Source organism: Streptococcus sanguinis (assembly GCF_008329445.1).
Classification (GTDB): domain Bacteria; phylum Bacillota; class Bacilli; order Lactobacillales; family Streptococcaceae; genus Streptococcus; species Streptococcus sanguinis_O.
In genome coordinates this window covers 234,475-247,030 of record NZ_VIBR01000004.1, presented here as the reverse complement: position 1 = coordinate 247,030, position 12,556 = coordinate 234,475, and the positions used below count along the sequence as shown (strand labels likewise).

9 protein-coding genes and 1 pseudogene are annotated in these 12,556 nt (G+C 43.0%); 1 reads left to right on the top strand and 9 read right to left on the bottom strand.

Features of this window, described 5'->3' with window-relative positions; translation table 11 throughout:
• Nucleotides 1-114 precede the first annotated feature (114 nt).
• The 5 genes from FKX92_RS10085 to FKX92_RS10065 all read right to left on the bottom strand — a co-directional run bounded on the left by FKX92_RS10085 (nucleotide 115) and on the right by FKX92_RS10065 (nucleotide 5,342).
• The gene (locus tag FKX92_RS10085; protein ID WP_002900848.1) at nucleotides 115-861 is read right to left on the bottom strand and encodes a DeoR/GlpR family DNA-binding transcription regulator; all 747 of its coding nucleotides are present in this window, start codon (nucleotides 859-861) and stop codon (nucleotides 115-117) included.
• 256 nt (nucleotides 862-1,117) lie between these two features.
• Nucleotides 1,118-2,593, bottom strand: a complete 1,476-nt coding sequence (locus tag FKX92_RS10080; protein WP_149566232.1) for a PTS galactitol transporter subunit IIC — start codon at nucleotides 2,591-2,593, stop codon at nucleotides 1,118-1,120.
• 31 nt (nucleotides 2,594-2,624) lie between these two features.
• Nucleotides 2,625-2,930 (bottom strand): PTS sugar transporter subunit IIB, encoded by a 306-nt coding sequence (locus FKX92_RS10075; protein ID WP_009659841.1) that lies wholly within the window; start codon nucleotides 2,928-2,930, stop codon nucleotides 2,625-2,627.
• A 20-nt stretch (nucleotides 2,931-2,950) separates the two neighbouring features.
• Complete coding sequence (locus tag FKX92_RS10070) at nucleotides 2,951-3,427, bottom strand: PTS sugar transporter subunit IIA (protein ID WP_149566231.1); 477 nt, start codon at nucleotides 3,425-3,427, stop codon at nucleotides 2,951-2,953.
• Between the two features lie 343 nt (nucleotides 3,428-3,770).
• Nucleotides 3,771-5,342 carry a DEAD/DEAH box helicase gene (locus tag FKX92_RS10065; RefSeq protein ID WP_002912002.1) on the bottom strand — a complete coding sequence of 524 codons (1,572 nt, stop codon included), beginning with the start codon at nucleotides 5,340-5,342 and terminating at the stop codon, nucleotides 3,771-3,773.
• A gap of 357 nt (nucleotides 5,343-5,699) precedes the next feature.
• Here FKX92_RS10065 and FKX92_RS10050 point away from each other — a divergent pair.
• Nucleotides 5,700-6,097 (top strand): annotated as a pseudogene (locus FKX92_RS10050) (hypothetical protein).
• Between the two features lie 31 nt (nucleotides 6,098-6,128).
• Here FKX92_RS10050 and icd read toward each other — a convergent pair.
• The 4 genes from icd to FKX92_RS10030 form a co-directional block, all read right to left on the bottom strand.
• A complete protein-coding gene (icd, locus tag FKX92_RS10045) occupies nucleotides 6,129-7,340 on the bottom strand; it encodes an NADP-dependent isocitrate dehydrogenase (protein ID WP_187759422.1) in 1,212 nt (403 codons plus the stop codon).
• The gene (locus FKX92_RS10040; RefSeq protein ID WP_002917522.1) at nucleotides 7,327-8,445 is read right to left on the bottom strand and encodes a citrate synthase; all 1,119 of its coding nucleotides are present in this window, start codon (nucleotides 8,443-8,445) and stop codon (nucleotides 7,327-7,329) included. The genes icd and FKX92_RS10040 overlap by 14 nt, the downstream gene beginning before the upstream one ends.
• A 2-nt stretch (nucleotides 8,446-8,447) precedes the next feature.
• Nucleotides 8,448-11,111, bottom strand: a complete 2,664-nt coding sequence (gene acnA, locus FKX92_RS10035; protein ID WP_149566229.1) for an aconitate hydratase AcnA — start codon at nucleotides 11,109-11,111, stop codon at nucleotides 8,448-8,450.
• A 211-nt stretch (nucleotides 11,112-11,322) separates the two neighbouring features.
• On the bottom strand, nucleotides 11,323-12,231 hold the full coding sequence (locus FKX92_RS10030; protein WP_002896103.1) for a magnesium transporter CorA family protein: 909 nt from the start codon (nucleotides 12,229-12,231) through the stop codon (nucleotides 11,323-11,325).
• Between the last annotated feature and the right edge of the window lie 325 nt (nucleotides 12,232-12,556).

Sequence of the window (12,556 nt, the reverse complement as noted above, 5' to 3'; positions counted from 1 at the left end):
TTACAAAATGAGATAAAGATATAAAAAAGCTGCGACTAGAATTTCTAGACAAAATCCCAGTCACAACCTCTATAAAATATTTATTTGAAGCAAGTTTCTCTCACCGGTCAGACATCACAAAATTTCAATATAGGTGCTGTATTTTTCCTTGACTTTCGGAGCGATATTGTCGTCCGTCACAACTGCACTGAGGTTGTCCAGCCGGTAAAAAGAATAGAAAGAATAGCTGTCAAACTTGCTGTTATCGGCTACAATGTATTTGCTGATGGCATTGTTAAGGATAATCGCGTCGCCGTTGCCTTCCTCTTCATTGCTGGTCGTAACATTATGACCGTCAATACCATTCGCCCCAATAAAGGCCTTAGAAACCTTGATTTCTTTCAAAAGATTATTGGCAAACTGACCGACAAAGGTTTGAGTCTTAGCCCGATAGCGTCCGCCAATCAGAATTAAATCTAAATTGGCTCTTTCTTTTAACTTTTCAAAAATTGGTAGCGAATTGGTGACGATGCTGATATTTTTGCCATCCAAATAGTCTCCTATAAAATCCGTTGTGGTGCCTGACCCAATAAAGACCGTATCCCCGTCAACAATCAAATCCGCACATTTACGGGCAATCTGCTTCTTCTCCTCAACATTCAGCATTTGCTTTTCTGAGTGAGAAATCTCGTTGAGAGCATTCTTGACCTTCTTATGGGCTCCACCATGAACACGGGTCAGCATGCCCTGCTTCTCCAAATCAATCAAATCCCGACGGATGGTCATATCCGTGACACCCAGCATTTCCTTGAGGTTTTTAACAGCAACCACACCTGTTTGATCCAGTTCTTGCAGAATGATTCTATGTCTACTTTCTTTCATTTTACATTCTCCTTTTGCTCCTGAATTTCTTACAGACTCACCTTCACCTTATTATACAACAGTTTCAGCATATAAACAAAGATTTGTGAATTTTTTTATTTTAAATAGCTGATATGTTGAATTTAATTATGTAAATTAGTGCTATTTAATCTGTTCTATAACAAGAAAACTAGACTTTATCTATATCAGCCTAGTTTTCTTCGCTTTACTATTTGTTTTTATGGCTTACTTTATACCTCATTCTAGCAACAAGCTTTTATTTTTCCTTTGAAGCGTAGGCTTCGTTACGTTTGATCATTTGTTTTCTGTACCAAGCAAAGATTCCTACATAAGCTCCCAAGAAGATAACTGCGCCGATGATTGCTTTGATATCACCAGTTGTAGTATTACCGATAGTCCAGCCCAGTAGCTTCTCAATCGGTCCTTCTAGCGTAGAGTGAGTGATTAATTGCGATTTGCTGACTCCTTCAGGGAAGGCACCAACACCTTTAGCAAGTTCTGTTGCGAATGGTGCAATCAGAGTCCCTGACAACAGGAAGAGCGGAAGCAAAAGACTTCCAAACACAATCATACGTAAAAGTTTGCCACGTGTAACTACCAAGAGCGCTGGAGTTACACCCATTGCAATGATCCCAGCCAGCGGTAGGATACCATTCCCTACTTTAGAAAGAAGAACTGCTTCAATCAGCATAATTGGTGCAAGTACGTTGGCACAAGCCCAGATTTCAGCACGACCTGCAATAAAAGGCCAGTCCAAACCGATATTGAATTTACGTCCTTGCAAACGTTTTGTAGCAACGTTTGTAATACCTTGTGAAAGTGGTTCTACAGCTGCAATGAACCATGAACCAATCAATGAGAATAATTCCAAGCAGACACCAGCAGTCAAACCTAGAGTCAGCCAACCTTTAATGACTAATTGCCAAGTATTTGCATCTTCTGCACCTGCTACAGGGTGTGGAGTTCCCATAAAACCAATGACCACCCCGAGAAGGAAACCGATAAAGAACTTAGAGCCCCAGAAACCAATCTTTTTATTTAGTGCCGCAGCATCAAAGTCATACTTATCTAGCCAAGGGAAAAACTTATCAAAAATCTTATCCAAAACCATGATGACAGGATTCATCATATAGTTCATGTGAGTAGATGTCATCGGAGATGAACTTGGCGCATTCAAAAGATCATCAAATGTTGGCTTCATCAAGTCTGAGTTGATGATTTTCAAAACACCAACTAGGACAACTGCTGCAGTCGCAATCAGTAGTGATAAAGCCGGACTCACATGATTGTTATCCGCATACCACTTAATTAGTAGTCCAGTGATGGATAAGTGCCAAATATCAAAGATGTCAACATCCAGTGTATCGGTCTTTTTCATAACCAGCATAACGACATTGACAATCAGCATGATAAGCAAGAAGTACAAGGTCCATGGAGAACCCCAAGTAATCGTTGCTAAAGGAGCCCAGCCGACATCTGTGATGTTAAGCTGAATGCCTGTATTTTCAACGAATTTTGCAAGTGAAGCTGAGAACGCTCCATTCAGCATACCGATGATGGCCCCGATACCCGTCAAAGCGATGGCTAGCTTAATACCACCCTCCAAAGCTTTGGAAAATTTTACACCAAACAACAGAGCCAAGACAGTCAAGATAATCAGCATGACTATCGGGCCGCCCATTTTTATAATGGGATCAAAGAACTTATTCGCTATATCAATAATAGCATTCATAACAAAACCTCCTGGTTTAACCTTTTATAACCTAACTTAGACCATGCTCTTTAATGGCCGCTTCAATATTGTCATACACCGGAGCACTCATAGCTGGGATACGGAAGAGAATCGGTCCTGCTTCAATAACAGGAATTTCTGGTGTGAAGCCCAAATCTGTTGCTGCAATCGGTGTAAAGATATCGTATCCTTGAATTAAATCTTCATTGACATCCTTGACCATTACTGCATCACAATGAACATCATAACCACGGTTTGACAATTCTTCCTCAAGGGCACTTTTGATTTGGTGACTGGAATTCACACCAGCTCCACAGGCTGCTAAAATTTTAATCATGGTAAAATCCTCCATTTAATTTATTTGATGACTGTTGAAATATAGTGAAACAAATCTTCATCAGTGTTGCACTTAGCTAACTCAGCTAAATTGCCTTGGCTAGTGAAGAAGTCCATAAGCTTCGCCAAAATGTTAGTTTGACTTGAGCTAGAATGGTTAATAATAAAGAATAAAAGAGAGACTGAAACTGTCTGTGCAGGTGCAATCATATTGTGGAAAGTCACAGGCTGTTCCAACTTAACCACAACCACATTCTCTGTTAAGTTGTGCTCAATGTCTGTATGGGGAATGGCTACATTTGGCAAGTCTTTGCCTAAAAACTCCATATCCAATCCAGTTGGAAAAGATTGCTCTCTTTTTATCAGAGCCTCTTTATAAGAAGGCTTGACAATTTTTCTCTCTTCCAGTAAGTCAGCTACCTGATAAAATAACTCTTCTTGACTTTTTGCAGTTAGACAAAAAACTAACTCTTTATCAAACAATTGAGAAAGCTCCATTATTACCTCACCTTGTTTCTTTTTGTTTGTAAATTCATTATATCATTATGATATAATATAGTCAATAACTTATTATATCTTTTTTATAAATTGTTTGTTTACAATAATTAATAAATCGTGTACTATTTTGTTTGATTTGATAACCAAGTAGCTAAATTACACTTTATGTACTTTTTGCTTATAAGATTTCTCACAAAAAAAGCCACAAGATTGTAGCGCCTTTTATCATAAAATACTTAAATGTTCCAATCAAATTTTTTATAAAAGACGAGTATAATAGCATTAACATCTCATCAAAAGAAAAAACTCCGATACATATTTGATGTATCAGAGTTCTAACTTTTTATTTATCACCCTTGTTACGGATAACAAAGCCGGTTTTCTTCTCGCTAGAAGTATTGCGAGGTTTCTTGTGATCCTTGCGGTAGCGATTTTCTTTGTCAAAACGCTCGTCTTTGCGACCTTTCTTAAATTGATCGCGACGGCCACCTCGGTCACGGCGATTGTCATTGCTGCGACGGTTGCTATTTCCGCCACGACTGCCTTTGCCTTTTCCGCCAAAGCCACCGCCAGACGGTTTAAATGGCAATGGTTTTTCACGGGCAATTTCTACTTCAGGAAGGGCATCTGGATCTTGCACCGTCAAGCTGAGGATATACATAGCCAGCTCTTCTGGGCTGAATTCTGCTGCCAGCTTGCGGGCATCCTTGCCAAATTTCTCAAAGTTAGAACGGATGCTTTCATCCGCAAAATCGCGTTCAATCTTCTTAAGAGCAACTTTTTTCTTGGCTTGGAAAGCTTCTTCTGCAGTCGCAGGCTTAAGGCCCTTCATACGCTTCTTGGTCAGATTTTCGATGATCTGCAGATAGCCCATTTCATTTGGCGCTACGAAAGTGATAGACTGACCTGACTTACCAGCACGACCAGTCCGCCCAATCCGGTGAACATAGCTTTCTGGATCCTGCGGAATATCGTAGTTGTAGACGTGGGTCACACCAGAAATGTCCAATCCACGCGCAGCCACATCTGTCGCCACCAAGACATCCAAATTGCCATTTTTAAAGTCGCGCAGGACACGGAGGCGCTTGCCTTGGTCCAAATCACCATGGATACCCTCTGCTCGGAAACCGCGGATTTTCAGACCGCGAGTCAGCTCATCCACCCGGCGCTTGGTCCGGCCAAAGACGATAGACAGCTCTGGCTGCTCCACGTCCATCAGGCGGGTCATGGTATCAAATTTTTCATTTTCCTTGACACGGATATAATACTGGTCTACCAGCTCCGTCGTCAGCTCTTTAGCAGCAATCTTGACATGTTCAGGCTCCTTCATGAACTTAACACCAATACGCTTGATAGCATCCGGCATGGTCGCTGAAAAGAGCAAGGTCTGACGCTCTTCTGGCACACGTGAAATGATAGACTCAATATCTTCCAAAAAGCCCATGTTAAGCATTTCATCCGCTTCGTCCAAGATTAAGGTTTCAATCTGATTCAGCTTAAGCGCCTTGCGTTTGATCAAATCCAAGAGACGGCCAGGTGTTCCTACGACGATATGAGCACCAGATTTGAGGGCCTTGATTTGCTTTTCGATGCTGGAGCCACCGTAGACAGAGCGTACCTTGACACCCTTGCTGCGGCCAAAACGGAAAAGCTCTTCCTGACTCTGCACGGCCAATTCACGGGTTGGAGCGATAATCAAAGCCTGCACAGCAGGATTATCTGTATCAATCTTCTCCAAAGTCGGAAAGCCAAAGGCTGCCGTCTTTCCTGTCCCTGTCTGGGCCTGACCAATGACATCCTTACCTGCCATAGCAAGCGGAATTGTCTGCTCTTGAATAGGGCTTGCTTCTACAAAGCCAGCTTTTTCAATCTCTGCTAGTAATTCAGCAGATAAATGTAATTCATTAAATTTCAATGTTCTTCTTCTTTCTAAAGGCGGTGCGAAGCCACCTTATAAGGCTTTTGATACTCAACTATCGAAACATACCAAGTGCTTTTCTCTTGCTAAATCTCGATTTTCTGAGAGTATTCGCTCTTCTCTTCATAAATATGGTCTCTCAAGTCCGGGCACTAAAAAAGCGCCGACTCGGTCGCTAGTTCCCACTGAATAGAAAAACTGTATTTCTGCAACTAATCTAGTATACCACAAAAGCACCTAAAAAGATAGAACTTGGCTGTAAAATATTTTATTAGAGATTCTTTTGTAAAAAAATGAAAACTTGAAAATCATTTTCAAAAACATTATAATCTACAAAGAAGAAAGGAGACAGGGATGAATAAATTTTTACGAGTGATTTTCATTTTACTAATCTTAGCTATGCTGGGCGCGGCTATGATCCAGATTTTCCAGCCCCAGCTCTTGGGCAATGAGTCCATCTACGGCCTAGCCCCCTACTGGCAGCGGGAAATTGGTTTCTGGAATCTGGCTATTCTGCCTTTAGTCATTGCCGCCAACATAAAGTATGATTGGTTTTATCTACGGATGACCCTGCTAGCACTGATTCTGGGTGGGCTGGGCTTTGGCACCAACCATCTGCTAGGCTATCTGGAAAAGGCGAATCAAGCCAATCTACTGGGCTGGATTGAAAATTATCTGCTAGTCGTTTGCTGGATCATCGGTTGGGGACTGGAATATCGAAAAAGACAAAAAGTGATGAAGAGACTGTCTAGATAGGCAGATCCTTCATCGCTTTTTTCTTCATTATGGACACTTCTCTATATTAGCCAGCAGCTCCTCAGCAAATTGACCAGTGGTCAAGGCTGCTACTCCTTCCAGCTGACTGGCAAAATCTCCTGTCACTTTTTGCTCAAAGAGAGCCTTCTCAACAGCCTTAGTCAGGAGATGAGAGACCTCCGACCAACCAATGTAATCAAAGAGCATGGCCCCCGATAAGAGAAGAGAACAAGGATTAGCCCTGTTTTGACCTGCTATATCTGGCGCCGTCCCATGAGTAGCTTCAAAAATAGCATGACCAGTCTCGTAATTGATATTGGCCCCTGGCGCGATACCAATCCCGCCCACCTGAGCAGCCAAGGCATCGCTGGCATAATCACCGTTGAGATTGGTCAAGGCAACAACATCAAATTTCTCGGGATAGAGCAGAATCTGCTGCAGAAAATTATCTGCAATGACATCCTGGATAATTAGTTTTCCAGAAGCCAGCTCATCCGCATACTCTCTTTGAGCCAGTTCATAGCCCCATTTTCGAAAACCACCTTCTGTAAATTTCTGGATATTGCCCTTGTGAACCAGAGTGACACGCCTTAGTCCTTTGTCTAGCGCATAGTCAATAGCTGCCCGTATCAGCCGCTCACTGCCCTGCTTAGAAATAGGCTTGATTCCAATAGCAGAGCTTTCTGGGAAGCGAATCTTGTCAACCTGCATATCCTTCTGCAGGAAATCGATAACTTTTTTGACTGCAGCCGTTCCACTCTCCCACTCGATCCCTGCATAGATGTCTTCTGTATTTTCCCGAAAAATCGTGATATCAGTCTTCTCAGGGTGCTTGAGCGGACTGGGAACTCCCTTGAAATAACGAACCGGCCGCAGGCAGGCATAGAGATCCAATTCCTGCCTCAGGGCCACATTCAGCGAACGAATTCCTTCTCCGACTGGGGTTTCTAGCGGGCCCTTAACAGCCACTAGACAATCCTTAATCGTTGCCAGCGTTTCATCCGGTAGCCAGTCACCCGTCAGGTCTGCTGCTTTTTCCCCAGCCAGAACTTCCTTCCAAACAACCTTTCTCTGCCCGCCATAAGCCTTTTCCACTGCCTTATCAAAGACCAGCTGGGCATTTTTCCAGATATCAACCCCAATCCCGTCACCTTGGATGTAAGGAATAATAGGGGAATCCGGCACCTGCAAGCGCCCATTCTCAAACAAAATCTTATCTGCCATTTTATCTCCTTCCAATGGGAAGATACTCCAAACCTTGAGCACCGATATAGTTAGAACGTGGTCGAATCAGCTTATTGTTCTTGCGCTGTTCCTGAATATGGGCAATCCAGCCAGCCACCCGACTCATAGCAAAAATCAGGGTGTAGATACTGCTGTCAATGCCCAGTACATGGTAAACCGTAGCCGAATAAAAATCGACATTCGGTATCAGGTGCTTGGTATGCTTCATATAGGCTTCAATTTCCTCTGAAAGCTGGTACCAGACCTCGTCCTTAGTTCCCTGCGTCAGGTCTTTGGCCATTTGTCGCAGGTATTTTTCACGCGGATCTTGAGTCTTGTAAACTCGATGACCAAAGCCCATAATCTTCTCGTGAGAGGCCAGCTTGCGGTCTAGGTAGGCCTGACAATCCCCTTCCTCTCTGATCTCTTTCAGCATATCAAAGACACATTCATTAGCACCGCCATGAAGCGAGCCCTTGAGCGCTCCAACGGCTGCTGTCACGCAGGAATAAATATCAGTCAAGGTTGAGGCGCAGACTCGAGCCGCAAAGGTTGAAGCATTGAGCTCATGGTCGGCGTGGAGCACCAAGGCACAGTTAAAGGCTTTGACTTCAAGCTCACTAGCTTCTTCTCCCTTGAGCATATAAAGGAAATTAGCCGCAAAACCTAAATCCTCCCGCGGCTCTATCGGAGTCTGACCCGACCTCAGCCTGGCAAAAGCCGCAATAATAGTCGGCATCTTTGCCATAAGCTGGATGCTCTGCTCATAGGTCGCTTCCAAAGAAGCTTCCTCTGCGTGGACATTATAAACACCCAAAAGACTGACCGTTGAGCGCAAGACACTCATGGGATGAAGATGCTTGCGGGACTGGATAAGGATGCACTGCTCCACCGCATCGCTAATAGCATAATTAGCTCGCAGATCTTCCTCAAAATGCTTAAGCTCAATCTGAGTCGGTAAATGCAAATGCCACAGCAGATAAATCACCTCTTCAAAACTGGCATGGTGCTCTACCAATTCAGAAATATTGTAGCCTGCATAAGACAAAGAATCATCCACAATCTGGCTAATCCTGGTATCACAGGCAATGGTATCTTTCAAACCGTCCGTCTGACTCATGCTCACACCTCCTCTAATTTCTTTCTAACGACCATGGGCAAAATTCCTCCGTTTTCATAGTAACGGATATCTGCCTCTGCATCAAAACGCAGCCGAGCTTGAAAAGATATTTCTTCAGCACCCTTCCGAGCTACCACGTCAACTAACTGGCCAACTCGCGGGTTCTGTGGCAGATTGATGTCGAAAGTTTCCTTGCCTGTTAAGCCCAGACTAGCCGCATTTTCACCCTCTAGATACTGCAGAGGAAGAATCCCCATCATGACCAGATTTGACCGATGGATACGCTCAAAACTCTCTGCCAACACCACCTTGACACCCAAAAGATTAGCCCCCTTGGCTGCCCAATCACGGCTGGAACCCATACCGTAGTCTTTACCAGCTAGGACAATGGTGTCAATTTGCTCTTCCTTGTAGCGCATGGCCGCCTCATAAATAGACAGCAACTCTCCTTTATAATCTGTGTAACCACCAATTTTCCCATTCGCCAATTCATTTTTAATCCGAATATTGGCAAAAGTCCCCCGCATCATGACCTCATGATTACCCCGACGGCTCCCATAGGAATTAAAGTCTTGGTAATCCACTCCGTGCTCCAGTAAATAGGAAGCAGCTGGACTGTTTCTGGCAATATTTCCTGCTGGGGAGATATGGTCTGTCGTCACCGTATCCCCAAATTTTGCCAGCACTGCAAGATTTTTCAGCGGCTGAATGGCTAAATCATCAGCTAAGCCATCAAAGTAAGGTGGATTTTGAATATAGGTAGAAGCCTGATTCCACTGATAATTTTGAGAAGAGGCTGTCGGAATCTGATTCCATTTTTCATTGTCGTCAAACACATGGGCATATTCTTTTTCAAAAAGCTGTCGCGTCACATATTTTTGAACATAATCAGCAACCAAGTCATGCTCCGGCATCAAATCCATTAAATAGACTGGCTGCCCTTTTTGATCATAACCCAACGGCTCACTAGTCAGATCGATATTGGTATTTCCAGCCAGAGCATAGGCAACTACCAAGGGCGGACTAGCTAGGAAATTGGCCTTGACCAATGGATTGATCCGTCCTTCAAAATTCCGATTTCCTGAAAGAACAGCACTAGCCAGCAAGTCAGTATCCATAATCACTTGAGCCACTTCCGGTCGGAGATTTCCTGAATTTCCAATACAAGTAGTGCAGCCATAGCCGACAACATTGAAACCAAGCTGATCCAGATAAGTTTGCAGACCACTCTTCTTGAGATAACCTGTGACCACCTTGCTGCCCGGAGCTAATGAAGTCTTGACAGTCTTTGAAACCCGTAAGCCTTTTTCTACTGCTTTCTTGGCCAAAAGCCCTGCCGCTATCAAGACATAGGGATTAGATGTATTGGTACAGCTAGTAATGGCAGCGATAGCCACATGGCCTGTCTTAATCGTCTCCTCATGATCAGAAAATTGAACTACTGCAGACTTTTCCAGCTCGCTCTCATCTAGACCAAAGCCTCGGACTCCCGCTTCTCTGACTAGACTAGCTTGAAACTCCTCTTTAGCAGCTGTTAATTCAATCAAATCTTGGGGCCGCTTGGGGCCTGAAATACTAGGAACAATGCTGGACAAATCAATTTCGACTACCTTGGTATAGTTCGGCTCAACCTTTTCATCATAGAAGAGGTGATTTTTTTGAGCATAGAGACGGGTCAGCTCGATATGATCTTCTGACCGATTGGTCAGACGCATGTAATTAAGCGTTTCCTCATCTATCGGAAAATAACCACAGGTAGCTCCGTATTCCGGCGCCATATTAGCCACTGTTGCCCGATCAGCTAGGCTTAGATTAGACAAGCCAGGTCCAAAGAACTCGACAAATTTGCCAACAACATTTTCCTGCCGCAAGATTTGCGTGACCTTTAAAGCCAAATCTGTCGCTGTCGCAATCTTAGGTAGCTTTCCCAAAAGACGAACACCAATCACCCCAGGAACTGGGAAATAAGAAGCCTCACCTAACATAGCGGCCTCGGCCTCAATCCCACCGACTCCCCAGCCCAGAACACCGATACCATTAATCATAGTCGTATGACTGTCCGTCCCAAACATGCTGTCCGGATAGAGTTGGCCATCCTTTTCAATGATGACATCACTGAGAAACTCGATATTGACCTGATGGATAATCCCAGTAGCAGGGGGAACCGCACGGTAATTATCAAATGATTTTTCTGCCCACTTGAGAAATTCGTAGCGCTCATTGTTGCGGATAAACTCTTGGGTCATATTGGCCTCTAGAGCTGTATCACAGCCATAAAAATCCACTTGAACACTGTGGTCAATAACTAAATCAACCGGAATCTCTGGATTAATCTGATCGGCCTGACCTCCCTGCCCGACAATAGCATCGCGCATACTAGCCAAATCCACCACAACAGGAACACCCGTAAAATCCTGGAGAATAACTCGGCTAGGCTTAAAAGGAACTTCTCCGCTTGGTGATTTAGCTTGATAATGAATCAAAGAGCTAATGTTATCTTTTGTTACGTCAACCCCATCTTCCTTACGAAGACCACTTTCTAATAATATTCGTATAGAATAAGGAAGTTTTTCTATATCCCCTCCTAGTAGAGCCGAGGCTTTCCCAAGGTCTATGTATTGGTATATTTTACATTTGTAATTTAAATCGTTTAGGTATTCTGCCATATTTCTACCCCTCACTTATTTTAAATTGTTTTATATTATACTTTATTATGAAAATTTATGCAATAAAAATTATAATTTTTATGTTATGTTTTATAACATAAAATAACAGTTTATAAAATATAGACAAACTGTACTAATCATTTTCTTTCCAAAGCAAGAAAAAACAAGTACCATTCTCGGTGCTTGTTATAGGGAAAATAATTTCAAATGTTTACTTCTTATTGGCCAACCATTTAAGAAGCTTGGTCAGAAGTCCCCAGATAATAAGACTAATGACAACAATATAGATCCAGGCATTTTTATCATTAGACAAGGGCAGAGGAACATTCATACCAAAGAAACCAGTGATAACTGCAAGTACTGCTAGAAGAACAGAAATAATGGTCAATACCGTCAAATTGTCATTCAGATTGTTGTTCAGGATATTATTGTAGGAGCCAGAGAGCTGGCTGAGAACTTGAGCAATCAGATCAGTCATCGAAACGAGCTGACGAGCCTCAATCATAGCATCCTCAAACTGCTCGGTTTCTAATTCATCAAAACGGCGATAAATGCCATGACTCTTGATATGCTCTAAGAGCATGCGATTCTGCTTAGCTGCAGCAACTAGATAGACCATAGAAGTTTCCAAGTCAGACAGGGCAAAAAGATGCTTTTTGGTAGTTGTCTGACGCAGGAGAGCATTAATCTCATCCTTGCGCTTGTCCATCCGCTCAACAACCGGATAGTAAGAATTGGAGATCAACTCTAGACTAGCAAAGAGAAACTTATAGACCGATACTGGCTCATGACGCTCAGTATAAGACTTCATCATATCGACAACATAGGCATTATCCTGGTTGCTGATCGTAATGAGCCGTCTCTGTTGCACCACAAAGGTCATAGGAATCGTCTCATAATGTTCCTTATCTGTCGCTAGATCAAGGACATTGTAGATAAAGACAACAGTTCCATTCTCACGATTGTAGTCCATGTGAGCCCGCTCGTTCTTATCGAGCGCATACTCGATGGTCTCTTTGTCAATTTCATAATCCTGATAAATCCGGGCATTCTTTTTGAAACTATCTGAGTCAATGTTGATCCAGACAGACTGATCTTTTAGTTTTCTTTCCAGAAACATGGAGCTCCTTTCTACGAGATAGAATGATTCTCTAATAAACTAGCGCCCAACTTCCTAAACTGTTCTTGCAATCAAATATGTTATGCTAAAACACAAAACCAAGCAAATCAACTGCCTCGCCTGATGAGATTAGTCAAGCGGCTAGCAAGGGGCCAACTGAACTCGGCCTTAGTAACTTTAGTTTGTTATACAATCATAACAATCCTATTCACTACGACACGGAGTTTAGCAAATCGATTTTATTTGCCAAACGCAGTTAGTAAGGTACTTAGCCATGCTCCCATAGGACATGGCGTAGATTGCTTAGACTACTATGTAGCCAAGC